Raw genomic sequence first — 23,286 nt, 5'->3', positions numbered from 1 at the left:
CAGCCATGCAAGAAATGGTAGGCGCACTGCTAGCAGCTTTTATTGGTTCGACCCGCCAGCCACATCCCCACCAGCATACTTAAGACGAACAGCCATACCGTAGGGTTACCGCCACTAAGGCTTGTTACTGCAGGCCCCGGGCAAAAGCCTGCAATCCCCCAACCTAAACCAAAAGCAGTTGAACCTAAGATCAACTTTCTATCTATTAGTGGATTATTACTGCTATCTAAAGGTTCACCATTGACGGCTTGAGCGCGCTTTTTAATGACCAGATGATAAAACGGAGTGAAGACCAATAGCGCGCCACCCATCACGAATGCCAAGCTGATATCCCAGTTACCGGTAATGTCTAAGAAGCCGAGTACCTTGTTAGGATCAACCATGCCTGAAATGATCATGCCAGAGCCAAACAGAATACCTGCGAGCAAGCCAATAACGATAGTAAATGAAGAGTTTTTCATTATGCCCCCAAGCCAATCAGGTTTTTAACCAGCACTGTTGCCATCGCGACACCCATAAATACACAGGTCGCGACAATTGAACGTTTAGATAAACGAGCCATTCCGACAATGCCATGACCGCTAGTACAACCGTTCGCTGTTTTAGTACCAAAGCCCACCAGAAGGCCAGCAATAATCACTAAAACGAGATTCATCTCTTCTAACTGTGGAAGTTGGTAACCCGTCGGAATCAATAGCCAACCACTTGCGACCATTCCCACAACAAAGGCGACGCGCCAGTGTTTTTCGGTGTTTGATGTATCCGCATATTTACGTTCTTTGTTGCTCGTGCCAATTGGCAATAAACGGCTGACAATGCCACTAATGCCAGCAACCCGGCCAATTCCCAACATTAAAACAATGGCCGACACGCCTAACAACATGCCACCGAAAAAAGCATCCCAAGGAATCAAACTAAGCACAGACCTCTCCTATCCACAAACATCATAAACTCATAACAACCTATAAATTAGAGTTTACTAATAAATATAAATTAGTCAATGCTAATGTACCACTGATATGTGTCGTTTTGTAAATCTGGAATTAACAAGCTTCCGTCATGAAAAAAGCCCCTAGGCGTTAACCTAAGGGCTTATGATTTGATTCGGTTGTATTGTGTAAGCTACTTAGTCTTGTTCTTTTCTGCTATCCACTGCGACATGTACTTGGTACTCGCCATGCTGTGGTGCTTGAGCATCGAACCAAAGAAGTTATCCAGTCGATGAGATTCAAGTTCAGACTCTAACGCAGTTAATCGCTCAATCAATTTGTCACCCAGTTGATTCTGCTCGTAGTGTGCTTCAAGGATTGAATGACATTGGCTTTGTGCCTTCAGCCACTTCTCTTCATCTTTATAGAGGGCAACTGCAGCTTCAACAAACTCGTCGATATCGTCTGCAACTGCGCCAGGCCATTGCAACTCACCTTGCGGTAACATGCCTTCACTACCAATTTCGCTCGTCACATTCGGAGTTTGTAGCTTCATCGCATCAAGCAATTTACCTTTAATGCCCGCACCAAATCGCAGTGGTGCAACACACACACGAGCTTGCTCCATCACTTCTTGAGCGTCTTTTGCCCAACCTTTGATATGGAAACCGGTTTTAGGGTTGTGTAATGCAGTCGCTTTTGGTGGCGGATACGATCCATAAATATGAAGTTCAGTGTCAGGCAGCTGCTTGCGGATCTTCGGCCAAATCTTCTGTAACTGAAGCACGGCATCCCAGTTCGGTGCGTGTCTAAAGTTGCCTATCGTCATGAAATGCTTACGTTCTTCAAAGATTTTCGTGCTTTCAGGTAGAGTGTTGAGATCAACCATGAAAGGCAGATGATGTAGAAGCTTTGGATCGATATTGAACTCAGATTGAAGCAGATCCATCTCATAGCTAGAAATGATCAACGAAAGATCACAGCGTAAAATCGCAGCAATTTCACGTTTCGCCAAGTCACTGTATAAATGAGCTTTGGTCAGTTCAGTCTCTTTCTTAATAGCTTCGTGGCGTGCATTACGTAGAAACTGCAAGTCTTCGGTATCCAACAGCTTAAATGCATTCGGACATACCTTCTCCACGCGCCAGCCAAACTGCTCTTCCATCATAAAACGGTCGAACATCACGACATCGGGTTGCAGCTCTTCAATGTACTGGTCAAAGCTGTCGCAATTCAACTGTATAGATTGGCTCGTGATGCCCTCTTCAGAGAGATCAATCATGTGCTCAGTTTCTTGAGCTGGCGTTGCAAATTCAACTGACCAACCTTGCCTCTTAAATAGACGTAAAAGAGACATCATGTGGCTGCCAGCCGCCGATGAATTCGGTTCTGGCCAAACGTAGCCAATTGCTAAAACTTTCTTCAAAACACTTCCTAAGAAATAACAAAAGGGGCGATAGAAGCCCCTAATTAAACGTTAATCGATTTATATCACTGATTATAATGGGTTCTAAGAACTCAGCGATCAGATTCGCTCACCTACATTGCGAGCTATCATAAGCACTTCATCAGCAGAATACAGGTTTGAAATCGTGGTTTCGACTTCAGCGCCTAATGTCGACTGATACAGTTTTTGTGCAAAATTGTCTGCTCTAGTGGTAACCAGAACATGCTTTAGTGCCGAACCTTGCTGCGCTAACTGCTGCTTTACTTGCGGCAGAGAGTCAAGAATCAGCTTTTTACCCAATCCTTTGCCCTGTGCGCTTGGCAATACAGCAAGTTGTTCTAGTTCTAAAACTGCTTCCGGTCTAAAGCCACTTTTCTGAACCCAAATAATGTAGCCAACAATTTCACCTTCGCTTTCAGCAACAAAGTTAAGAAAGCGTGGTGAAGCGCTTAAGTTACATTGTAACCAATCTCGCGAATATTGCTGTCGAACAAAGGCTGCTTGATGAACCAAAGCCGCCCCATCGAGGTCGGCTTTCTTCATAAGACGCACTTTACTCAAAACACTTTATCCATAACACGTCGCTCATTAGCGTTATTCAGTCGCTGAGTTCGGGTGCGTTTTACAGTGTAAAATGGCTCTTTCTAGAAGCTCTAAAGCAGATTTATCGGCTTCTGGAAGCTTAGCATCTGATTGACCTAGCGGTTCAACACGGCTACCCCATTTAATATGGCCAGCACCCCACGTTAAGCCCGCACCAAATGCTGCAACAAGAATGTTGTCGTTAGGCTTAACGAAACCTTGCTCTAGCGACTCACATAATGCAATTGGCACAGTAGCGGCCGATGTGTTGCCGTAGTTTTGGATGTTAACAAACGCTTTTTCGCGATCGATACCCGCCATATCACACAGAGTTTGGATGATTCGGATGTTTGCTTGGTGCGGGATCACAACGTCGATATTGTCGGTTGAGATACCTGTGCGGCTCAAGACTGTGTGTGCCGCTGCGCCCATGCCTTTCACTGCACGTTTGAAGATCTCTTTACCAACGAAATCGAAGTCCCAGTAACCGTTATCAGCCGCAAAGCGGTCCATAGAAGTACCGAATTTTGGTACTGCTAGAATGTCACGGCCTTCGGCGTCACAGCCGATTTGAGCTTCTTGTAAGCCGACTTGCTCTTCAGTACGCGATAGAACCACAGCGCCGGCGCCATCACCGAAAAGAACTGCGGTATCACGCTTGGTCCAGTCAATGAAGAATGACAGACGCTCAGCACCCACAACGATGGCGTTGCGGTAATTACCCGCCTGAATCAATCGAGTTGCCGTTTCAACGCCGTAGATGAAGCCAGTACACGCTGCGTTAAGGTCGAAAGCCGCTGCACTCTTAATGCCTAAGTTCTGTTGAACCTTAGATGCGGTATTTGGAATAAGGGAGTCTGGGCTGCACGTCGCGATGATCACGAGATCGATATCTTCGGCTGTTAGGCCAGCACACGCCATGGCATGTTTCGCTGCAACAGTCGCTAGCTCAGAGGTATTTACATGACTGATACGACGGTTTTCGATACCAGTTCGAGTTCGAATCCACTCGTCAGACGTATCAATGAAAGTGCTTAGATCATCATTGGACAGCACGGCTGGTGGTAGACACTTTCCCCAGCCAGTAATTTCGGCGTAAAATTTTGTCATCATTTACCTGTTTATTGTTTGTTTTTATTTAAGTATCGTATTCTAGTTTTAAACAGTATAAGCGCTCTGTGCGTGATTCGTAAATCGCGTTAGCAACGGAGTTACAATAAAAAGAGAAAGTTATGTCTACATTCAACACACGATGCCCTTCTTGTAATGGCGTAAACCGAGTTCCTTCAGAAAGAATCTCAGAAACCCCTACTTGTGGTAAATGCAAAGAAGCGTTGCTCGATGGCGCTCCTATCGAGGGAACGTCACTTAATTTCCAATCTATCTTGAACAGTTCACAGCCTGTGGTTGTCGATTTCTGGGCGACATGGTGCAACCCATGTGTGGGTTTTGCGCCAGTGTTCAGTGACGTTGCTAAAGAGCGTTCAGGGGATGTTAGGTTCGTTAAGATTGATACTGAAGCTCAGCAACAGCTTGCCGCGATGTACCAAATCAGAAGTATTCCCACGGTGATGGTGTTTAAAGATGGCAAACGTGTCGATACAATTAACGGAGCATTACCAAAAGGTCAATTTGATCAGTGGCTTAATCAAGCTCTAACCAAGTAACACTATTGATTAAGCGATTTAATTGGCTTTGGCTTTATTCTAAGTAAGCACACAAAAATAGGTTAGAGAGTCTTACCAAATCAAGACTATCTAACCTACTGTTTTATTCGTGGTTATCACTTCGCTTCTTGAGTTAAACCACAGCTTCGCCTTTCGCTTGAATACTAGATTCTTGCTTACCTAACCCGTATTCCTCTTTGATTTGGTCTGCGACTTTTTCAGCAATCATAATGGTTGGCGCATTGGTGTTTGCCCCAATCAGTGTCGGCATCACAGAAGCATCAATGACTCTCAAGTTATTCAACCCATAGACTTTAAGATCGTTATCTACCACGGCTAATAAATCACTGTTAGGGCCCATTTTACAGGTCCCGACCGGGTGATACTGAGTATCTGCACGGTTGCGAATATCTTGCTCGATAGCCTTGTCATCACTGGCGTCCACTGGGTAGAAAGCATTGCCACGGATGTCATCAAACGCCGAACTCTCTAACATTTGATACTGCTTCTTCCAGCCCTTAATCATGATCTCCATATCTTCAGGATGACTGAAAAACGCAGGATCGATCTTAGGCGGATCATAAGGATCATTACTATTGAGCGTTACGCTGCCGTTGCTTTTCGGACGCAACAAGGTGACATGAGAGGTAAAACCATGACTGGTATGGATTTTTCTTGCATGGTCATCGACAACAGCGACCACAAATACAAACTCTAAATCCGGCACCGCGATATGATCTTCGGAACAAAGAAAACCTATCCCCTCTGCAAAATTACTGCTCATCTTGCCACGGCGTTCTTTGTGCCATAGCGGCAGAGCTTTGGTCATTTCAGAGGCCATTTGTAGCGAGATACCAAAAGTTTCACGCTTTTCACTGCATTTGTACGAATGCACCAAGTCGATATGGTCTTGGAGGTTCTTGCCCACTCCAGGCGACTCATGAACCTGTTCGATGTCATGCGCCTCCAAATCGTCTTTAGCACCGACACCAGACAGTAATAACAACTGGGGAGAACCAAATGCACCAGCAGATAGAATCACCTCTTTGTTGGATCTGATCTGATAACGCTGTCCGTCCGAGCCATATTCAACGCCAACCGCTTGCTTACCTTCAAACAAGACCTTATGCGTGGTGGCTTTAGTAACGACCGTGAGATTCGATCGTGAAAGGTTTGGCGTTAAGTAAGCCTTAGCAGCGCTGCATCGTTCACCATTCAGCTGAGTGACCTGGGTCGGCATCGCCCCAAACTGAGCAGCACCGTTAATGTCCTCGTTACGAGGCACACCTATAGATTCACACGCCGTTAAATAACGTTCTAGCATAGGGCTTGGCGATCTAAGGTTTGCCACATTAAGAGGACCACCTTGACCATGAAACTCATCTTGATGAACTTCGTTGTTTTCGGCTTTCTTGAAGTAAGGCAGACACGAATCATAGCTCCATCCCGCATTACCCATGCTTGCCCATGTATCGTAGTCGGAACGGTGCCCACGAGCGTACATCATGGCATTGATAGAACTAGACCCGCCAAGTGTCTTACCTCTTGGCTGATAACCTCTACGACCATTTAAACCCGGCTGTTCAACGGTTTCGAAGGCCCAATTATTGAGTTTGGTTGGCATCATAGCCACCACGCCAACGGGTGTATGAATGAATGGGCTCGTGTCTTTACCGCCCGCCTCCAATAAGCACACCGTAACATTCGGGTCTTCCGATAACCTTGAGGCCAATACGCACCCAGCTGAACCACCGCCAACAACAATAAAATCATAACTATCCATTAGTCATCTCCGCTATTTCTAGTGGGTGCAATTCGCGCTTCAATATTTTGCCAGTTGCTGTCATGGGTAAGGCTTTGCGAATGAAGACCTTACGCGGGTATTTGTAATCGGCCAATTGCTCACGACACCATGTTATCAGAGCTGCACTATCACATTGCGTATGCTCATGAAGCACCACATGTGCATGAATTTCTTCGCCTAGGCGATCATGATGTTCGCCCACCACCGCGACCATTTCTACGTCAGGATGACACATCAATACCTCTTCGATTTCGCGCGGATACACGTTGTAACCCCCACGGATGATCATGTCTTTAACGCGGTCAACAATGAACAAGTTGCCGTGCTCATCGGTGCGTCCAATATCTCCAGTTAGGAACCAACCGTCTCTTATCGCTTCTGCTGTCGCCTCTGGCCTTTGATAGTAGCCTTTCATGACACTTGGACTTTTGATGCAGACTTCGCCCAATTCACCCATTGCAACAGAGTTGCCTTGTATATCAGTGATCTTGATAAGGTGACCACACAAAGGTTGACCCACACTGCCAGACAATCGGTCACCATCAATATGATTAAAGGTCGCAACTGGCGCTGTTTCTGATAAACCATAGCCTTCTAATACTGGAAGCTCAAAGCGAGACTCAAACTGTCGTATTACTTCAAGAGGCATAGAAGCACCGCCAGACACGCCAAGTCTCAAGCTGTGTTTAACCTGTTCAGAGCGTTTGCTTGTGTTTTCTAAATGATCAGGAGACTCTTCTCCCGCCTTTAACAGCGCGATATACATAGTAGGAACGCCCGCAAACACGCTGACTTTATGGTTAATGATCTGGTCGATCACCAGTGACGGTTCGAAACGCGGAATCAACACCATAGTCGACCCTGTTAGCACACTCGCGTTCATCATGACCGTCTGGCCGAAGCTATGGAATAATGGCAGTGTGGCCATTGTGGTGTCGCTGTACTCCAATCGCATTAGATACTGTGACGACATCGCATTGGTTTGCATATTGGTGTGAGAAAGCTCTGCTCCTTTTGGCTGACCCGTGGTGCCTGAAGTGTAGAGGATCACCGCGGTATCATCACCATGGCAAGCCACTGACTCAAAGGTTGTTAAAGGTTGTGCTAACCAGTCAGCCATTGATTCATGCTGCTCATGTGCTTCAGTAGAGGAAGATGCGATGCTGGCTAGAGTTGACATGGAAATAGCTGGTATTGGCATCTCGATAAAATGCTCACAGTGATCTGCTTGCTCAAAGCCTTGAAATCCATAACGTCCAATGGGTAGCTCTTCACTGCCCTCAAAGCATAAATAGGCTTTCGCGTCAGAGTCATTAAGGTGATAAGCGATCTCTCTTGCTTTAAATAACACGTTCAAAGGCACCACGACGCAGCCTGCTTTCAGAATCCCATAATAGGCAATCGGGAAATACGTGACATTCGGACACGACAACGCGACCTTATCTCCTTTCTTGAGCCCCAGCCTTTTTAAATTCGCGGCGACGTTTCCAGAAAGTTGTTCCAACTGAGAAAAGCTGATTTCATCCGTGCCCATCCGTAACGCGGCTTTAGTTGGAAAAAGCGAAGCGCTGCGCTCCAAGTTAACAGCAAGATTGTGCATCCATGATCTCCTTATTCGGCATAGACCTATTAGTCACGGTCACCGTAGACGTTGTATTAAGGCTGTAATGAGTATTAACGTTGTAGCCTGAATGATTTTTGCTTATCTAATTTATTCAGTTGCGAGTTTTGACTAATTGGCAACTTGTTAAATTACAACATTTTGATAACATTTCGAACAGGTTTCAAAAAGACAAAAAACGGTGATATTCGGACACAGCTTTAACAGAACTAATGAAAGTTTGAACAAGCTAGCGAAAGTTGAAACAAACCTGACGCAATCGCGTTAGAAGTTCGGCTAAGATAATGATCTTCAACAAGAGGCAGCCTATGGAATACACCGCAGTTTACGAGCCGGATATGCAAGCATTCGGTATTCTTGATCTTCAATTACTGCATCGCTACATGTCGCCTGCTCTCAGTATCGAAGAATTGCTTGAAGGCAGTAACATAGATGATCTCCAACTCAACACGCCAGACACGCACATTACCTTGGCGCAAAAGTTGGCGGTGTTTAGCAATGCGCTAGCGAATACCAACGAAGAAGGTTTAGGACTCAAAGTCGGTCAACAAGCGCGGTTCAGTGACTTCGGTGTTTTGGGTTACGCGGTGTTCAGTAGTGCCACACTTTTAGATGCGTTATTGATTGGGTTCAAATACCTGCAACTGGCAGGTCCCGTCCTCAGAAAAACTATGTCTGTTGAAGACAACGTAGGGCACTTTCGCGCAGAACAACTTATCGAACTGGATTCTATACTGCCCTTTTGTTGCGAATACTGGTTCACAGCCATTCAAAGCTTGTGTGAAGAAGTGCTGCAGCAACCCTTTCCATCCCAAGTGATTCGATTCCCATATCCCAAACCTGAATACGGCGATTTATATACAGAGATATTCCGTTGCCCGGTTGAGTTCAATTGCGATCGCCTTGAATGGCAGTTCGACGCGACAAGCTTGTACGCACCACTTCCTACCGCCAATGCCATTACATTACAGATGTGTTTAAAATCGTGTGATGACATGTTGGCGAAAGTCAGTGCACCCACAAGCCTGAAAGAAAAAGTCTCTCAAATGTTGATTGAAAGGCCTGGATGTTACCCTTCCATAGAATCTGTCGCTGCAGAATTGGGGATGTCTTCTCGAACGCTGCGCCGACACCTCAAAACGCTTGATACGAGTTATCAGAAGATTCTTGATCATGTTCGTTTTCACCTTTCACGACACTACCTTTCTTCAACTCAAATGAGCATTGAAGAGATATCCGAACGCGTTGGGTTTTCTGACAGTGCTAACTTTCGACATGCCTTTAGAAAATGGAGTGGAAGCTCGCCACGTCAATACCGCAAAGAAGCCGTCTAACACTAAATCTCACGCCATATATAAATCAGATAGAGCCAATTACTATTCACTCTCCTTCCAAATCAAATAGTCGATGAAAAAGAGATTAGCGGCTTTTTGACCGCATAAAGCTTTGCTAAATAGTAAAATATCGCAATGGTATTTTTGTTTAGATTGGCGATAAATTTCTTTTATCTTAACGACCATTTTTATTCGTTTTACCCAATTAAGTTTCTCCTACATAGTCGCGGAAAATTCATCGTTTTTTTCACTATCTTGAGGCTCCTGCATTGGACAACATCCAACCAACAACTCGCATAACTGTTCCTGTTATTGCATTGTCTTTTTACGCGATCGCTTCAGGCTACTTAATGAGTTCATTACCATTAATGCTGTCTGAGTATGGCTTAGACAGTAATCTATCAAGTTGGTTGGCAAGTGCATTCTATGCGGGACTTTTAGCGGGTACGTTATTGATTGAGCGTGCGATCGCTCGCGTTGGTCACAAAGACGCGTTCGTCATTGCACTTAGCGTATTTATCGCCACGATTCTTGTATTACCGTTGGCGCCACATCAATCAGTTTGGTTGTTGGCTCGTTTCGTTGCGGGTGTCTCAGTCGCTGGGATCTTTGTGATTGTGGAATCTTGGCTAATGAGCGGTGAAGAATCTCAACGTGCGAAACGTTTAGGGGTTTACATGTGCTCGTTGTATGGCGGTTCTGCCGTTGGTCAACTTGGCATCGGATATCTTGGTATTACGGGCGGCGTGCCTTTCATTGCAATGTTCACCTTGCTGTTTGGAGCAATCATTGTATTGATGTACGGACAAGCAACAGCACCACAAATTCACGATGCGCAGTCTTTATCACTGAAACAAATCAGCAAGCTAAGCCACAGCGCTTTGATTGGCTGTATTGTATCTGGGTTAACACTTGGGTCTATTTATGGCTTGATGCCTGTAGAACTCGCTCAGCGCAACATCGCACACCAAGACATTGGCGGTTTGATGGCGTTAGTGATTATGGGTGGTATGGCCGTTCAACCGATGGTGACGTGGTTATCTCATCACATAGGACAAGTGTTATTAATGGCTCTGTTCTGCCTGCTAGGGGTTGCAAGCATTGGTGTGCTCACTATCAACCATGATTTTTACGTTCTTGGTATGAGCTTGTTTGTGTTAGGTATGGCGACATTTGCGCTTTACCCAATTGCGATTAACTTGGGTTGTCGTAACTTAGACCCGAGCTACTTAGTTTCAGTGACTCAAGTTATGTTGTTGTGTTACAGCATCGGCTCTGTAGCAGGGCCATTGGTTGCGGATAGCTTTATGGATTCACAAGCAGGATTATTCACTTACCTGTTCGCGTCTCTACTCGCTACAACCATCTACATGCTAATTGCTAGCCTAAAGCGTTCTCCTTTACAGATTGCAGGCGAGTAAATCAAATAGGCAGGTACAAGAATTGTATCACTAGGGCTCTTAGTTATGACTTCCCGTCTAAATTAAGAGCCCTTTTTGTTTTATGTCGTCTGGAGGAAAGATCGACAAAAAACCAATATCAAATATCAAATATCAATAAAATACATTATTTCAAATGGTTAAGGTTGAAATACGTAACCTTCACCAGTAATCGTGATGATTAATCCGTCTCCGAATAGTGATCTTATTTCAGATATCGCAACAATCACAGATGAGTTGGTCACTTTCTCACTTTCCCAGCCAATCTTCTTTAATTGCCCAACACTGAACAGTTCACCTCGATGTCGATTCATAAATAAAATGATCTTTCGGTACGCCAAAGGCATGGTAGCCAGTACGTAACCATTTTCAACATTGCGAATGAGTTTGGTGTTGAGTTCAACAATTTTACCGTTTAGTTCAAGTACTACGTTGTTTTCAGAGTGGTTCGTTTCTATTGCAGGATAAGAGTCCATTTTTATATCATTCCCTTACTATATAGCCAGCGACAAAGTCAGATTCAGTCGTATTTATATAACGTCGCTTATAAGTGGACGTTTTAGATTTGACGATAATCAATGGAATTCGTACGGTAAAGAGATTAAATTTTTATTATTAATATATTAACAGGATATCAATAGAAGATTATTTATTACTCCATGACATACCCTTCGTTGGAAACGGTTTGTATACAACGGCAGTCAAGAATCCTCCTTATCTCGTAAATAGCAACCAACACAGATGCAGATGTCACCGCTTTACCTGCCCAGCCTACACGCTTCAAAATTTGCTTGCTCACCACTTGGCCTCTGTTCAGGTAAAGATAGAAAAGTACTTTACGATGAGGCTCAGCAAGCGTTCCTATTATTGAACCACAACCCTGCTTGCGTACGATTTTAGTGCCTGATTGAAACTCTTTATTGTTTAAAATGAGCTTCGACGGAAGAGCTAAATCATCCGTCTCACTGATAACTTGGTGCATTAATTCCTCGTGTTGCATAAGCAGTCGTCTCTGAGATATTTCCAATACTATCGAATAGAGCAAAAATACTAAATTGATAGATAGCTCAATACAGTAATATTACTGCAAAGCTTGATCTTGCGTAATTGATCGAGGAAATAAGCAAGGCTAACCAAGAAGTCGATGGCTTTTTCGATATTGGCTGGGTGACAGACCAAAATGTTTTTTAAAGCGATGTGAGAAGTTATAAGGATCTTTGTAGCCTAAACGGTTGGCAATCATAGAGACTGACCAATCTTGATATTTCAGCAAACTGGTGGCTTTATCCATGCGTAATTGAATCAATTTACTGCGTGGTGAGAGGTTGAATAGCGTCTTAGTGACTCTATTGAGCTGCTCTTCACTGATGAATACCCTTTCGGCCATCCCTGCCACTGTCCATGGCTGGTGCAGACTGCTTTCAATCTCGTTATAGAGCGCTTGAACACGTGCGGTGGTGCTGGTCGATTTGGGTTCAAACCCCGTCAATGTTCGGATGATTTCACTCAAAAGCAACTTACGGTAACTGGCTCTACCGCCTATCTCAAAGTAAACCAAGTTCATTAATGACCAGATCTGCTCACACTCTCCGAACGGCACTATCCCCTGACCTAAACTTGCTATGTGCTGCCATTGCTGCGTATCAGGCGTCAGCATCCACGCCATTTTCCAATAGTTGTATTGAGGATCGAGTTCGAAACGAAATGGGGTTTCGGCAGGAAGAACCACCAGCGTATAAGGCGTAATCGCCTGTACCGAGGTTGAAGTGGTTAAAATTCCACCCCCTTCTTGAGTAAAAATCAACGTATGAACATTGACGGATTCTCGCTCAACCCAATAACCATCGTATAGCTTTGCCATACCGCCCATATAGACACCAAAGCTTTTCATCTCTGGGATATCTTCAACGGTCAAAAAACGTTCTTTGCACTGTTCGGCAAGAAAAACGTCATCGTGCCAAGTGGATTTTGGCCTCATTGACTCAATGACGGATTCGCACAGGTTTTGTTGTTTTTTAAACATGTTGTTACTTCGCTCAAAACACTATAGTTCTGCCATAAATCGGAGAGCTTATGACAACTAACATCAACCCTAACTCATCTATGAATAACAAGCCAGAGAGCATCTTACCTCGTATCGTTAAACTTGGTCTACCTGTTGCTTTGCAAAGTGCGCTGGTCGCTATTCTTGCCCTTGCTGACGTATTAATGGTCAGTGATTATGGTATGGAAGCAGCTGCAGCTGTGGGAATTGCGTCAAAATGGCATTTCGTTGCTATTATGATTATGGCAGGGTTGGCCTCAGCAAACGGTACATTAGTCGCTCAATACTGGGGAAAGAATGACCGAAAAAGCGCACGAACAGTATCATCGATTGCGATGATATTTGGCTTAAAAGTTCTGCTGCCTGTTACCGTAATCATCACTCTTGGTTCTCAGTTTTTAATGATGTTGCAAACCAGCGATCAAACCGTGATTGAACTTGGCGCGACTTACCTATGGTATGGCTTCCCTGTTCTACTTCTGACTCACATTGTTGTCGTGGTAGAAGCAAGCATGCGCTCATCAGGTGACACCGTAACTCCGCTGTTATTAGGTGGCGTTACCATCGCACTCAACATTGCGCTTAACTTCATTCTTATTAAAGGTGCTTTCGGCATTCCAGCAATGGGCGTTGCAGGTGCGGCATTGGCGACAACCTTAGCGCGATTGATTCAAGTGGGCTTGATGTATAGCTACATGCGTATGCGTAAACATTGGCTATTAACGACACCGAGCTCACCACATCGCCCGTCATTGTGGTTGTCTTACCGTCGCATTGCTTTTCCGTTGACGATGAATGCTGTGTTGTGGGCAATGGGCACCATGGCATATCAAATGATTTTCGGTCACATGGGCACGACTGAGCTTGCGGTGTTCTCGATGCTCGCACCATTTGAATCGCTGTGTTATTCGATCTTCTTTGGTATTTCAGTGGCGTGTTCTGTTTTGTTAGGCCATTCATTAGGTCGTGATGAATTTGATGACGCGATGAGCATGGGTCTAACATTCATTAAAGCCGTCGTTGGTTTTGGCGCGGTCGTTGGGTTGCTACTGTTTATGGGCAAAGAACATGTTCTATCATGGCTAAACCTTTCTACCTATGCATTGTACCCACTCGCTGCACCTGCAATGACTATTATGTGTTTTGCAGTAGTCATTCGTATGCTCAACATGGTGATCATTAACGGTATTATTCGTGCTGGTGGTGATAACGCTTTTTGCCTGCGAATGGATTTCATCGCGATGTGGATGGTTGGGATTCCAGTGTGTGTTTACGGCGCATTTGTCGCTGGATGGGATTTCAAATACATCTATGGTCTGATGTTGGTAGAAGAAGTGGTGAAACTGGCCATCTGTTCACACCGATACTTGAGCCGACGCTGGATCAATAACCTGACGGTTACCTACGAAGAACCTCAAGCCGCGTAATCTCTTACGTTCTAGGTTTAGTCATCGAACATAAAAACAAAAAGGTCTGAGAAATCAGACCTTTCTTATTTCTAAACCGTTTTCCACTGCAAACAATACGTTACTTTTTGTTCATTCGGATATGGCGGTTCGACACATTCGGCAATGGCTTCTTTGGCACTTTCCGCTTCTCATGTATCAAATGTCGTATCGCTAAAATCGGATGCTTGAGTAGCATTCTTGGTCCAGCATATCGCATCACTAAACGCATCTGCTCTTTAGGATCAGGCTTATAGCAATGAATTGGACACTTATTGCAGGTTGGCTTCGCCTCGCCATAAGGACAGCGATCAAGTCGTGTTTCGGCATAACGCAATAGTTGCTCGCACTCTTCACATAGCGCGTTGTCCAAACGAACAGCACCGTGATGATCTTTACAATAGATGTGCACCATAGCAATAACAGTTTTGTACTCGGTTGCGAGTTCGCCTTGCAGGATGTTGTTATGTTGAAACATGATTAATTACTCAGTGATAGACCGTACAGGTTAAGATTGACGCTTTCATTTATCGCCTCTTCAACTCGCTCAAACACAAAACCCAACTTAGTCAGCAGTGCGATGCTTCGAATATTATCAGAGGTCGTGATGGCAACTAAATGATCGATATCAGCATTATGTTGAGCTTGTTCAATTATCGCTTGTGCCGCTTCCTTTGCAAAACCTTGCCCATATACTGCAGGTACAAAACCATAACCAATATCATGCGCCTCTAGTGTGTCTCTTTTAACCAAACCACATACACCGATTGGCGTTGAAGACTCTTTAATCTCGACCATCAGTAAACACACTCCTTTCTCTCTATACATCTTAAGAATGTTGTTTTCGATGTATTCAACAGCCTTGCAAGTATCTGAAATTTCCTTGTCTCCGATGTAACGTAAGAAATCTTCTGAGCTATATAATCGCTGAACAAACGCCGCATCTTGAGGTGCGATCATTCTTAATCGTAAGCGTGCGGTTTCGACTGCCTGCATAGTGATATTTTCCTTGCTGGATAGCATGTAAATATTGAGTTCTAGATCTAAAATGATTATCCTCCACCGCATAAACTAAATACAAGGCTATGCAGCAATGAACCGTAAGAAAAAAATCAATCAAATTCTAAAGAAAAGACAGAAACAGGCGACGTCTAAACTGCATGGTAGCAACAAGCCTCGCTATATTTCTAAAGCTGACCGCGCAAAAATGGAAGCTGAAGAGCAAGCGAAAGCCGCTCAAGAGCAAGCTGAAGGCACAGTTGAAGCTTCTGTTGAATCGGAAGAAGCGGGTATCGAAACTAAAGAGACAAAAGCTGCAGAGTAAGTTTTTAACTCACGATACTCTGCTCAGCACTCTGACCAGAGCCAACGGACAAGAACAAAAAAAGCAGCCTCTATTTGGGCTGCTTTTTTGATCGTATTTTTTGAACGAGCGGTTTATTAGCTAACTTGTTTTAGCCACTTAACCTTTGAAAGGCTCAACTTCCCAGCGAGCAAATGGCGCTTTTGCATTAATCCCTGCTCTTCCCCAACGGTCTACGGAATCAACAACAAGAATTCGCTCATTAGGCACCAGTGACTTAATCAACGTCGTTGGCTTTTTCGCTGTGACTAACCAGAGTGCATCGTCTTCTGAAAACATGGCTTTGAGTTTCGCTTTGTCTTGATCTGTCCATTCCAGTTCTGCTTTGAACATACGCTCTTCAACAAACAGTTGGCTACCAGAAGCGAAATCTTCCAAACTTTCTGAAAGCAACAATACTGAATCTACGTCGTTATCCAATAACACCGCTTGTTGCTTGTTAATCAGTTCTCGAACATCAAGCATCACGCGTTGTAGGTTGCTATCAATGGTCTCAGCTTGCGCCGGCCACAACAACTTAAAGTCATCAGCCACAATTGCCGCCATACGCGTTAGATTGGTTGGGTTTAACCACGCGTATTTAGACACTTCACCATTTGATAACGTCAGCGCAGCGACACCTTGCGCACGCGGTGTAATCGCTTGAGCAGCATCAACCTCAACCAAACGGATGTTGCCTTGTCTTGCGTATACAAATGTAGGATCAGCTTGCCAGATAGATGACAGCGTTAGTGCAACGGTCGCCTTTTCTCCTGATTGAAGGACTTTACTCGCCCCCTTAGTACCAAACCAGTTAGGCAAGCGATCAATGCCGTAGCGTTTTGGTGGTAGGTATTCAGTCGTAATGTCTGTGCCTTTGGTCAGCTCTGTCGCTAACGCATAAGTCACAGGCGTACTGGTTAGGATATCTTCAGCATTAGCGCTGATAGACACCATTGAGGCAACCAACAACAGACTACTAAGTGCACTCACTTGAGCCACTGCTTTTACTGAGATTGAGATACGATTCATTAAAGAAGTCATGGTTATGCCTTTCTTATAATTCGGTATAGCGTCGCCGCTAGGAAAAAGGTCGCAGAAACGATGATGATTGAAGCGCCTGATGGCACTGGCAGTTTTAGCTCCATAGGCAACACAGTCCCCACCAAACACGCGATGGTTGCCAGTAACGCGGACAGTAAAACAAAGCTGCCCATGCGTTTAGTCAGCAATCGAGCCGTCGCGCCTGGGATGAGCAGTAATGCCCCAACAAGAACCGCACCCACGATCTTCACTGCTGCAATCGTCACTAAGGTGATCATCATGACAAACAAGTAGTCATAAAAGCTGGTGTTATAGCCACGAACCTTGGCAATATCAGGGCTAATACAAGTGAGAAGAATACGGTTGAACGTCGGTATTAAGAGCAAAATGATGAGTGCGCAGCTGCCTGCGAGAATCGCTAAGTCTTGATCTGTTACCGTGAGAATCGAACCAAACAGCACGTTCTCAAGCATGTGGATGTTGATCTTACGTGCCACGTACATCAGCAATGCCGCGCCGACCGCTAAAGCGAGCGCAAGGAAAACACCAACTAAAGTATCGTATGGCACATTGGTTCTGTTTCTTACAAAATGAAGAAGCAAAGCGAAGATCATACAGAAGCTAAACAGACCAATAATTGGATTTTCTGGTGGCTCACCAAGCAAAACACCGATAGCGATGCCGGTTAATGCGGCGTGACCTACCGCTTCAGAGAAGAAAGCTAGACGCTTTGCAATCACCAAAGTACCAAGGCCACCTAATAACGGGCCGAGTAATAGCGCCGCAACCAAGGCATTCACCATGAATGCGTACATGAAGCTGTCTGATAACCAACCCGCTTCAACGCCACTTATGGCAAGTTGTCGTAACCAATCCATTACGCAACCTCCTTCGATTTAACAATAGCTGCGCCACTGCTGTAGTGCTGGAACAAGCTTTCAATCTTACTTGGGTGCAGCACTTGTTCGTGTGGACCACTATCCACCAAGAATCGATTCACAACATGTACATTCGCTTCAAGGCGACGCACTGCAGTTACATCATGATGAACGGCAAGAATGGTGCGACCTTCATCAACGCATTCACGAATTAGAGATTCAAGATAACGAACGCCCTGCTCGTCCATACCTGTGGTCGGCTCGTCTAAAACCAATAAACTTGGGTTATCCAATAAGGCTTGAGCAAACAATACACGTTGTTGCTCACCACCCGACAACTGTCCCATACGGCGGTCGCTACGAGTCGCCATACCCACACGATCCAATTGCGCGAGTGCGAGATCCAATTGCTTAGACTTACGACGCCAAAATAGTGGAATTCGAGTTTGGTTAAGCAACACGAAATCCATGACCGTCAGAGGTAAGCTCGATTCGAAGGTCGCTTTTTGAGGAACATAACCAATACTTGGCTTTTCTGGCCAATGAATATTGATTTGCCCAGAGAAAGGCGTCAAACCAAGAACAGAATGCAGCAAAGAGGTTTTGCCACCGCCGTTTGGCCCCATGATCACATGGCACTGACCCGCTTTAAGTTCTAATGAGATATCATCAAGAATGACGTTATTGTCGTATTGCAGACCAAGTTGATTGATTGAAATTAAAGGACCTAGCATTATGCGTTCCCGCTTTTAGCTTGGTTCGCCGCCGCAAATTTCATTGCTTCGATCAGCGTTTCTAGGTTCTTCTTCATCTCAACTTCAACTTTGTCGTCTTGATATTCGCCATGCGTCATGTGAGAAAAACGGTAAAGCTGAACACCCGTTTCCGCTTCAATCGTGTCAACAAAACGGTTTGGCATGTTTAGCTCGTAGAACAGAACATCAATGCCGGAAGCGCGGATCTTTTCGATCGTCTCTTGCAGCTGGCTCGCACTCGGTTCAACACCGTGTGCTGGCTCAATCACCGCCGCCACATCTACACCAAACTCTTGCAGAATGTACCCATAAGCATTGTGCGTGGTCGCCACTTTCATGCCTGATGTATCGAGTTCACCTAATGACAACATCGCATCACGCTTCATAAAACGAAATTGCTTTGCGTACTTACGCGCGTTTTTGCGATAAAACACCGCGTTGTCTGGGTCGAGCTTAGAGACTTCACTCGCGATGGTGTAAACCTTTTGAATCGTTGTAGAAAGGCCAACAAACGTATGCGGGTTCACCGCGCCTTGGCCAACAGACTGACCAAGAGCAGGAAGTAAAGGCACTTCTTTGTTTGCTTCAATCACCACTAAGTCATCACGTTGCGCGGCTGAAATCACTTTAAGCGCGAAGTCATCATGACCAATACCGTTTACCACGATCGCATCCATCTGGCTCAATCGCTTCAAATCATTCGGTTGTGGTAAGTAGTTATGCGGATTAAACCCAGCATCAACCAATGGAAGAATGTTCACTTTGTCACCCACCACCGCTTTTACATAGCTGTAGTAAGGCTGAAGGGTTATACCAATCGTTAGCTTGTCGCTATCGATCTTATATTCTTTTGCCAATGCATTGGGTGTCATTAACACCGCCAATAACGACATCAATAGAGTCATAATTCGCATAGTAAATCTCTTATTATTAGTGAGCATTTTTGTAAGCCGGGTTGTTTAATGAGAAGAAGCATCATGCTGTTCAACTTCTGATTCATTGACGACCATTTTCCAGCCTGCAGATTCGAGTGTATTCTCATCAAAATTAGTCGGTTGACTTGCGACGCCACCAAAGAAAATCCAGATTTCAGGAGAGACACTGTTGGCGTTTAAAATAAAGGAATCAGCAAAGCCATGATCGCTTTGTGCAGCTTGTTCACTTGGTGTCGCGTATTCGCTTGGCGTAGAAAAGTAGTAACCGCGCTCGTCCAATAACCAAATATGAGAACCTTTGCGCTTCCAGCTCTGATCTTCTACAAATGGCGCGACCCATTCATCTTTCAATGACATAACACTTGGCCATTCGCCATCAGAGTCCATACGCAGGTCGCGAATCTCTTCATGCGCTAAACGCAGCTCTGACAACATTGCCAAGTTTTCTTGTTCAACATCGGTCACCAGAATTTGATGATCAAGTACCGCTTTTACGTGGGATTCTGCTTGATGAAATGGAATAGCGACCGTAGCAAAGCTCAGAATGAACACAATGATCAGCCCTACCCATTTGCCTTCTCTGCCACCCGTGTCAGCACGTACGCCTTGAATCATCATTTATCGCTGATCTCAACAACGTCGACTTCAACAGGAAACTCATGGCCTGAATCGAATACAAGGTAGAACTCAGTGTCAGGGTTTGGAAACTCAACGATAGAGCGCTTATCTGTCATCTCTTTTGCAATCAAGTTGTCTTCGTAGTCGTACATCTCAACCGCGTAATCAATCGCTTTACTGCCATCCGAATAACCCGCTTCACACGCCACGGTTTTGCCTTCAAACCAACAGCTCATCAGTGGAAAGTGTGCTTGCGCAGGTAATGCAGCGAAACCGAGTCCCAGAGCCAAGCATGGAGTGATTATCGATTTTAGTTTTGTTTTTATTGTCATGGTTCATACCCTAGCTACAGTGCAAATTCTCAGAAGTAAACTGAGCGATAAAGGGCTCAAATGAGCCCTTAAGTTTTTTGGTCGTTTAATCAGGGATCTAGCCCCGATATCACAATTATTGAAGCAGTGCTTCGAACGTTAGGTGAACGTTCGCGCTTGCTTTGTCTGCCAGTGGGTTGTCAATCAACTCACCTTTGTAGTTCGCTTTCATTACGTAGCGACCAGCCACGTCTGGAGTGAACGTGATTTCGCCGTTCTCATCACTCACTACATCAATCTGTTCTTGGTGGTTGCGGTAAAGCGTGCCTTCACGAGTGATTTCCGCTTTCACGTCTTTTTGAATTTCACCGTTGTAGAAGAATTGGAATGTCACAGGTTCACCTTCAATGATGTCTGAAGGATGCGTTACTGGCTTCATTTCAAGTAGCTTGCCTTCAATTTTGAAGACTGAATCCGATGGTTTACCTACTGTGATGTAGCTTTCTGCACGAGTGAAGCTGATTTGTGTTACCACGTCACGCGACTTTTCAGGAAGAACTGAATCACGTTCCGCTTTGTTTGCTTTGATCCATTTCACTGTGTCACGACGACCCGCTTTGTATTGCGTGTAGTAAGAAGGCTCATTGTTGATCGCAACTTTGTGCGTACCTTCTTCTTCGAAGTAGAAATCAAAAATTGAACGACGTTTACCGCGAATAACAAAGTTAGGACGCTCGCTGCGACCGTCTGGCATGATGACATGAGCGTTTTCACTGCCTGCTGGCTTATCGAAAACGAACGTACCGTGAGATGCAGTCACGTCGAACGTTAGCCAGTCACCACCTTCTTTAGACACGGTAAAATGAGACGGCAGGATCCAGCGTGGGTGAGCTTGCGCTGTTGTCGTTGCGGCTAGGCCGAATGCCATAACACCCGCTAGTGCAAGTGCCTTAATTTTTGTCTGTTTCATCATGTTCAATTCCATTATTTATAATTGTTAGCCGTGTCGCTCTATCTGAGCCTACGATGACTGCTGTCGATTCTGTTCAGTTTGCTATTCGCACTTGTTATTTAGCGATGTAGTTCAGAGTGATTTCACCCGTCTCTTCCGTCGCCTTTAGCTCATAAGAAGCGCTTGAATCTGTTAGCGATACTTTTTGACGAAGGTAATTACGGCCACCATGTTCACGAACAACTTCGATATGAACCGTGTACTCGCCCTGTTCTAGAGTTTGGCCATCATCGCTCTTACCATCCCAAACGAAGCGGTACTGGCCAGCAGGGCGCGTTGCAGACGTCACTGCATCAACCAATTCACGATCGTAACGTCCAACCTTTCTCCACCAGCTACGTAAATCTTTAAGCCATTCATCTTTACCGACCCAAAGCTCAATGGTTTTCACTGACTTTCGTTCGCTGTTCTCTACCCACACCGCCACATAAGGACGCGCGTACATAGAGGTATCAATCTTTGGAAGCTTAAAGTTCACATCAAGTTTTGCCGTATCAGGGATCGCTTGTGCCATGCCTAGGCTTGGCAAAAGAGATAAAGCAAGAAGCGACTTGCTCCAGTTCATTTTTTTCATGTTTAACAACCTTTTAAATCCGTTTAACCTTTAGTTCGTTCTTCAAGCTGATTCACTAAACTGACTCACCAGCCTAATTCATCAAGCTAACGAGGGGTTAAGGTACGGCGACAAAATAGATAGCAAGTGAGATTGCAGACCCAAACACCGTCCATTTAATGGAGGTATTGAGTGTTTTTTTCTTAGGTAACAGTAAGCACACGCCGGTAAGTACAAAGAAGATCATCAGTAGCGCTGTGATATCGATGAACCACTTCCAAACTTCACCGCTGTTACGGCCTTTGTGTAGATCGTTCAAAAGTGCGATAACGCCGTAATTGGTGGTTTCGACTTCCACCATTTCAGACGCCACGTCAACGAACACAGAGGCGTTGTAGCCTGGTCCTTTGAAGTCCATAGACACTTCACCGATCAGCAACTCACCGCCTTCAATCTCGGCGTAGATGTCTAAACCTGAAGGGACGCCAGATAGGTTGGCTTCTTCAAACAGAAATGTCTCAAAGGCCGTTTCGTCGGCTTTTAATCGCCCGTCTTGGATTGAAAATAAACTTGTAGGAAGCGTTAACGTAGACCGTTGGATATTGGGTTGGGTTGATTCAAATAACTCAGGTCGATTAAGGGTGATACCCGTCACTGAGAAGAAAAGAACAACGAACAGAAGCGCCATTGAAATATAAACATGAAGTCGACGAGCCCATGATTGAACCGCCCTACTTTTTAACGACATACAAACCAATACCTATAAATTTTATGGCGTCAATTTAGTTGATAATCATTCGTATTGGCATTCAATTTACATTGTTTACGTTTGCCGAGCGTCGTAAGGAAATTTACATAACATTACATGGGAAGTAATCGAACTGTTTGCATATTCTTGCTAACTTGTATTAGAGGCAATTGATAAGTTGTATTTGAGCTAACTGATAACAAGCTCAAGCCTCAAAAAATCTCAATCTCAACATGCTTGATTGAGATTAGTTTAAGGTAGGAATAGTGGCTTTAACGATTGAGAATTGGGACTATTCTGCGGTTGGATCACTTTAAAGATCAACAAACAATGGATTCGTCGGTGGATGTACGTTGCCAACAAGTAGGATCTGCAACCAACGAAAGAGAGCTAAATAAACTTAAAGGGATTTTGACATGCGTATTATTGTTGTTTTGGTTTTTTCTGCGCTAATAACAGCGTGCAGTAGCCAAGTGGCCAGCACGGAAGAACATATCCAGAAGTACATAGGTTCAGACATAGCCGAAGTACAAGAACGCTACCTAACCGAGCGATCACGGCCTATCAGCTTTTGGGAATCACGAACGTTTGCATGGCAAGAGACTCAAAAAATATTAGAGGATGGTAGTACTCTGCACGCTTTTAAAAACCCTTCTCGTGATTGCACTATTAACTGGATCGCTGACACCAATGGAATAATTAAAAGTGCAACGTCTAGTGGGGCCATGTGCAATCCGTAATTGATTAATCCTACAGTAAAACTAGATGGACTCTAGCC

27 protein-coding genes are annotated in these 23,286 nt (G+C 44.7%); 6 read left to right on the top strand and 21 right to left on the bottom strand.

Annotation, left to right across the window (positions count from 1 at the left end; all coding sequences use genetic code 11):
- Nucleotides 1-29: 29 nt before the first annotated feature.
- The 5 genes from M4S28_RS23035 to M4S28_RS23015 all read right to left on the bottom strand — a co-directional run bounded on the left by M4S28_RS23035 (nucleotide 30) and on the right by M4S28_RS23015 (nucleotide 4,068).
- Entirely contained in the window at nucleotides 30-461 is a 432-nt protein-coding gene (locus tag M4S28_RS23035) for a YeeE/YedE family protein (protein ID WP_249632969.1), read from the bottom strand.
- Nucleotides 461-922 carry a YeeE/YedE family protein gene (locus M4S28_RS23030; protein ID WP_108202496.1) on the bottom strand — a complete coding sequence of 154 codons (462 nt, stop codon included), beginning with the start codon at nucleotides 920-922 and terminating at the stop codon, nucleotides 461-463. Before M4S28_RS23030 ends, M4S28_RS23035 begins: the two co-directional genes overlap by 1 nt.
- Nucleotides 923-1,122: 200 nt before the next feature.
- On the bottom strand, nucleotides 1,123-2,355 hold the full coding sequence (locus tag M4S28_RS23025; RefSeq protein WP_249632968.1) for a glycosyltransferase family 4 protein: 1,233 nt from the start codon (nucleotides 2,353-2,355) through the stop codon (nucleotides 1,123-1,125).
- Nucleotides 2,356-2,454: 99 nt separating this feature from the next.
- Nucleotides 2,455-2,919: a GNAT family N-acetyltransferase gene (locus M4S28_RS23020; protein WP_249632967.1), complete on the bottom strand. Its 465-nt coding sequence runs from the start codon at nucleotides 2,917-2,919 to the stop codon at nucleotides 2,455-2,457.
- A 51-nt stretch (nucleotides 2,920-2,970) separates the two neighbouring features.
- A complete protein-coding gene (locus tag M4S28_RS23015) occupies nucleotides 2,971-4,068 on the bottom strand; it encodes a ketoacyl-ACP synthase III (protein WP_004731084.1) in 1,098 nt (365 codons plus the stop codon).
- Between the two features lie 122 nt (nucleotides 4,069-4,190).
- Here M4S28_RS23015 and trxC point away from each other — a divergent pair, with 122 nt between their 5' ends.
- Nucleotides 4,191-4,625, top strand: a complete 435-nt coding sequence (trxC, locus tag M4S28_RS23010; protein WP_249632966.1) for a thioredoxin TrxC — start codon at nucleotides 4,191-4,193, stop codon at nucleotides 4,623-4,625.
- A gap of 133 nt (nucleotides 4,626-4,758) precedes the next feature.
- Here the strand turns inward: trxC and M4S28_RS23005 are convergent, their stop codons facing one another.
- Both M4S28_RS23005 and M4S28_RS23000 read right to left on the bottom strand, forming a co-directional pair.
- A complete protein-coding gene (locus M4S28_RS23005; protein ID WP_249632965.1) occupies nucleotides 4,759-6,408 on the bottom strand; it encodes a GMC family oxidoreductase in 1,650 nt (549 codons plus the stop codon).
- Complete coding sequence (locus tag M4S28_RS23000) at nucleotides 6,401-8,029, bottom strand: long-chain-fatty-acid--CoA ligase (RefSeq protein WP_249632964.1); 1,629 nt, start codon at nucleotides 8,027-8,029, stop codon at nucleotides 6,401-6,403. The genes M4S28_RS23005 and M4S28_RS23000 overlap by 8 nt, the downstream gene beginning before the upstream one ends.
- A 329-nt stretch (nucleotides 8,030-8,358) precedes the next feature.
- Between M4S28_RS23000 and M4S28_RS22995 the strand changes: the two genes are divergently transcribed.
- Together M4S28_RS22995 and M4S28_RS22990 are read left to right on the top strand one after the other, a co-directional pair.
- Nucleotides 8,359-9,384: an AraC family transcriptional regulator gene (locus M4S28_RS22995; protein WP_249632963.1), complete on the top strand. Its 1,026-nt coding sequence runs from the start codon at nucleotides 8,359-8,361 to the stop codon at nucleotides 9,382-9,384.
- Between the two features lie 269 nt (nucleotides 9,385-9,653).
- Nucleotides 9,654-10,805: an MFS transporter gene (locus tag M4S28_RS22990; RefSeq protein WP_017079268.1), complete on the top strand. Its 1,152-nt coding sequence runs from the start codon at nucleotides 9,654-9,656 to the stop codon at nucleotides 10,803-10,805.
- Between the two features lie 158 nt (nucleotides 10,806-10,963).
- Here M4S28_RS22990 and M4S28_RS22985 read toward each other — a convergent pair whose 3' ends face one another.
- The 3 genes from M4S28_RS22985 to M4S28_RS22975 form a co-directional block, all read right to left on the bottom strand.
- Complete coding sequence (locus M4S28_RS22985; RefSeq protein WP_017079269.1) at nucleotides 10,964-11,299, bottom strand: winged helix-turn-helix domain-containing protein; 336 nt, start codon at nucleotides 11,297-11,299, stop codon at nucleotides 10,964-10,966.
- 176 nt (nucleotides 11,300-11,475) lie between these two features.
- A complete protein-coding gene (locus tag M4S28_RS22980; protein WP_029222224.1) occupies nucleotides 11,476-11,823 on the bottom strand; it encodes a winged helix-turn-helix domain-containing protein in 348 nt (115 codons plus the stop codon).
- 129 nt (nucleotides 11,824-11,952) lie between these two features.
- A complete protein-coding gene (locus M4S28_RS22975; RefSeq protein WP_102534106.1) occupies nucleotides 11,953-12,846 on the bottom strand; it encodes a helix-turn-helix domain-containing protein in 894 nt (297 codons plus the stop codon).
- 50 nt (nucleotides 12,847-12,896) lie between these two features.
- Between M4S28_RS22975 and M4S28_RS22970 the strand changes: the two genes are divergently transcribed.
- Nucleotides 12,897-14,294 (top strand): MATE family efflux transporter, encoded by a 1,398-nt coding sequence (locus M4S28_RS22970; RefSeq protein ID WP_249632962.1) that lies wholly within the window; start codon nucleotides 12,897-12,899, stop codon nucleotides 14,292-14,294.
- Between the two features lie 100 nt (nucleotides 14,295-14,394).
- On the opposite strand, the gene M4S28_RS22965 is transcribed toward M4S28_RS22970, so the two are convergent.
- On the bottom strand, nucleotides 14,395-14,790 hold the full coding sequence (locus M4S28_RS22965) for a nitrous oxide-stimulated promoter family protein (RefSeq protein ID WP_054542412.1): 396 nt from the start codon (nucleotides 14,788-14,790) through the stop codon (nucleotides 14,395-14,397).
- Between the two features lie 2 nt (nucleotides 14,791-14,792).
- Entirely contained in the window at nucleotides 14,793-15,308 is a 516-nt protein-coding gene (locus tag M4S28_RS22960) for a GNAT family N-acetyltransferase (RefSeq protein ID WP_249632961.1), read from the bottom strand.
- Between the two features lie 97 nt (nucleotides 15,309-15,405).
- Between M4S28_RS22960 and M4S28_RS22955 the strand changes: the two genes are divergently transcribed.
- Complete coding sequence (locus M4S28_RS22955; protein ID WP_004731171.1) at nucleotides 15,406-15,636, top strand: DUF2986 domain-containing protein; 231 nt, start codon at nucleotides 15,406-15,408, stop codon at nucleotides 15,634-15,636.
- A gap of 138 nt (nucleotides 15,637-15,774) precedes the next feature.
- Here the strand turns inward: M4S28_RS22955 and M4S28_RS22950 are convergent, their stop codons facing one another.
- The 9 genes from M4S28_RS22950 to M4S28_RS22910 all read right to left on the bottom strand — a co-directional run bounded on the left by M4S28_RS22950 (nucleotide 15,775) and on the right by M4S28_RS22910 (nucleotide 22,508).
- Complete coding sequence (locus M4S28_RS22950) at nucleotides 15,775-16,698, bottom strand: metal ABC transporter substrate-binding protein (RefSeq protein ID WP_249632960.1); 924 nt, start codon at nucleotides 16,696-16,698, stop codon at nucleotides 15,775-15,777.
- Between the two features lie 2 nt (nucleotides 16,699-16,700).
- Nucleotides 16,701-17,576 (bottom strand): metal ABC transporter permease, encoded by an 876-nt coding sequence (locus tag M4S28_RS22945; RefSeq protein ID WP_004731167.1) that lies wholly within the window; start codon nucleotides 17,574-17,576, stop codon nucleotides 16,701-16,703.
- A complete protein-coding gene (locus M4S28_RS22940) occupies nucleotides 17,576-18,310 on the bottom strand; it encodes a metal ABC transporter ATP-binding protein (protein ID WP_249632959.1) in 735 nt (244 codons plus the stop codon). The genes M4S28_RS22945 and M4S28_RS22940 overlap by 1 nt, the downstream gene beginning before the upstream one ends.
- On the bottom strand, nucleotides 18,310-19,245 hold the full coding sequence (locus M4S28_RS22935) for a metal ABC transporter solute-binding protein, Zn/Mn family (protein WP_249632958.1): 936 nt from the start codon (nucleotides 19,243-19,245) through the stop codon (nucleotides 18,310-18,312). The genes M4S28_RS22940 and M4S28_RS22935 overlap by 1 nt, the downstream gene beginning before the upstream one ends.
- Nucleotides 19,246-19,290: 45 nt before the next feature.
- Nucleotides 19,291-19,884: a DUF6162 family protein gene (locus M4S28_RS22930; RefSeq protein ID WP_249632957.1), complete on the bottom strand. Its 594-nt coding sequence runs from the start codon at nucleotides 19,882-19,884 to the stop codon at nucleotides 19,291-19,293.
- Nucleotides 19,881-20,216 (bottom strand): hypothetical protein, encoded by a 336-nt coding sequence (locus M4S28_RS22925; protein ID WP_249632956.1) that lies wholly within the window; start codon nucleotides 20,214-20,216, stop codon nucleotides 19,881-19,883. Before M4S28_RS22925 ends, M4S28_RS22930 begins: the two co-directional genes overlap by 4 nt.
- 115 nt (nucleotides 20,217-20,331) lie before the next feature.
- On the bottom strand, nucleotides 20,332-21,168 hold the full coding sequence (locus M4S28_RS22920) for a DUF4198 domain-containing protein (protein WP_017109579.1): 837 nt from the start codon (nucleotides 21,166-21,168) through the stop codon (nucleotides 20,332-20,334).
- A gap of 94 nt (nucleotides 21,169-21,262) precedes the next feature.
- Nucleotides 21,263-21,781: a DUF2271 domain-containing protein gene (locus tag M4S28_RS22915; protein WP_249632955.1), complete on the bottom strand. Its 519-nt coding sequence runs from the start codon at nucleotides 21,779-21,781 to the stop codon at nucleotides 21,263-21,265.
- Nucleotides 21,782-21,878: 97 nt separating this feature from the next.
- Nucleotides 21,879-22,508, bottom strand: a complete 630-nt coding sequence (locus M4S28_RS22910; RefSeq protein WP_102450716.1) for a PepSY-associated TM helix domain-containing protein — start codon at nucleotides 22,506-22,508, stop codon at nucleotides 21,879-21,881.
- Nucleotides 22,509-22,924: 416 nt separating this feature from the next.
- Here M4S28_RS22910 and M4S28_RS22905 point away from each other — a divergent pair, with 416 nt between their 5' ends.
- On the top strand, nucleotides 22,925-23,248 hold the full coding sequence (locus M4S28_RS22905) for a hypothetical protein (RefSeq protein ID WP_249632954.1): 324 nt from the start codon (nucleotides 22,925-22,927) through the stop codon (nucleotides 23,246-23,248).
- Nucleotides 23,249-23,286 lie beyond the last annotated feature (38 nt).

Source organism: Vibrio sp. J383 (assembly GCF_023503985.1).
GTDB lineage: Bacteria > Pseudomonadota > Gammaproteobacteria > Enterobacterales > Vibrionaceae > Vibrio > Vibrio splendidus.
Note: the sequence above shows the minus strand (reverse complement) of the source record. Positions and strands in the feature narration are given on the sequence as shown.

Bases quoted from the DNA above. Each gene is read 5' to 3' on its own strand.
- M4S28_RS23000 (WP_249632964.1), bottom strand. From the start codon at position 8,029: ATGCACAATCTTGCTGTTAACTTGGAGCGCAGCGCTTCGCTTTTTCCA.
- M4S28_RS22940 (WP_249632959.1), bottom strand. From the start codon at position 18,310: ATGCTAGGTCCTTTAATTTCAATCAATCAACTTGGTCTGCAATACGAC.
- trxC (WP_249632966.1), top strand. From the start codon at position 4,191: ATGTCTACATTCAACACACGATGCCCTTCTTGTAATGGCGTAAACCGA.
- M4S28_RS22930 (WP_249632957.1), bottom strand. From the start codon at position 19,884: ATGATGATTCAAGGCGTACGTGCTGACACGGGTGGCAGAGAAGGCAAA.
- M4S28_RS22970 (WP_249632962.1), top strand. From the start codon at position 12,897: ATGACAACTAACATCAACCCTAACTCATCTATGAATAACAAGCCAGAG.
- M4S28_RS22960 (WP_249632961.1), bottom strand. From the start codon at position 15,308: ATGCAGGCAGTCGAAACCGCACGCTTACGATTAAGAATGATCGCACCT.
- M4S28_RS22955 (WP_004731171.1), top strand. From the start codon at position 15,406: ATGAACCGTAAGAAAAAAATCAATCAAATTCTAAAGAAAAGACAGAAA.
- M4S28_RS22975 (WP_102534106.1), bottom strand. From the start codon at position 12,846: ATGTTTAAAAAACAACAAAACCTGTGCGAATCCGTCATTGAGTCAATG.
- M4S28_RS23035 (WP_249632969.1), bottom strand. From the start codon at position 461: ATGAAAAACTCTTCATTTACTATCGTTATTGGCTTGCTCGCAGGTATT.
- M4S28_RS23005 (WP_249632965.1), bottom strand. From the start codon at position 6,408: ATGGATAGTTATGATTTTATTGTTGTTGGCGGTGGTTCAGCTGGGTGC.
- M4S28_RS22920 (WP_017109579.1), bottom strand. From the start codon at position 21,168: ATGATGAAACAGACAAAAATTAAGGCACTTGCACTAGCGGGTGTTATG.
- M4S28_RS22980 (WP_029222224.1), bottom strand. From the start codon at position 11,823: ATGCAACACGAGGAATTAATGCACCAAGTTATCAGTGAGACGGATGAT.
- M4S28_RS22965 (WP_054542412.1), bottom strand. From the start codon at position 14,790: ATGTTTCAACATAACAACATCCTGCAAGGCGAACTCGCAACCGAGTAC.
- M4S28_RS23020 (WP_249632967.1), bottom strand. From the start codon at position 2,919: ATGAAGAAAGCCGACCTCGATGGGGCGGCTTTGGTTCATCAAGCAGCC.
- M4S28_RS22925 (WP_249632956.1), bottom strand. From the start codon at position 20,216: ATGACAATAAAAACAAAACTAAAATCGATAATCACTCCATGCTTGGCT.
- M4S28_RS22950 (WP_249632960.1), bottom strand. From the start codon at position 16,698: ATGACTTCTTTAATGAATCGTATCTCAATCTCAGTAAAAGCAGTGGCT.
- M4S28_RS22985 (WP_017079269.1), bottom strand. From the start codon at position 11,299: ATGGACTCTTATCCTGCAATAGAAACGAACCACTCTGAAAACAACGTA.
- M4S28_RS22905 (WP_249632954.1), top strand. From the start codon at position 22,925: ATGCGTATTATTGTTGTTTTGGTTTTTTCTGCGCTAATAACAGCGTGC.
- M4S28_RS22935 (WP_249632958.1), bottom strand. From the start codon at position 19,245: ATGCGAATTATGACTCTATTGATGTCGTTATTGGCGGTGTTAATGACA.
- M4S28_RS22915 (WP_249632955.1), bottom strand. From the start codon at position 21,781: ATGAAAAAAATGAACTGGAGCAAGTCGCTTCTTGCTTTATCTCTTTTG.
- M4S28_RS22945 (WP_004731167.1), bottom strand. From the start codon at position 17,576: ATGGATTGGTTACGACAACTTGCCATAAGTGGCGTTGAAGCGGGTTGG.
- M4S28_RS23015 (WP_004731084.1), bottom strand. From the start codon at position 4,068: ATGACAAAATTTTACGCCGAAATTACTGGCTGGGGAAAGTGTCTACCA.
- M4S28_RS22995 (WP_249632963.1), top strand. From the start codon at position 8,359: ATGGAATACACCGCAGTTTACGAGCCGGATATGCAAGCATTCGGTATT.
- M4S28_RS22910 (WP_102450716.1), bottom strand. From the start codon at position 22,508: ATGTCGTTAAAAAGTAGGGCGGTTCAATCATGGGCTCGTCGACTTCAT.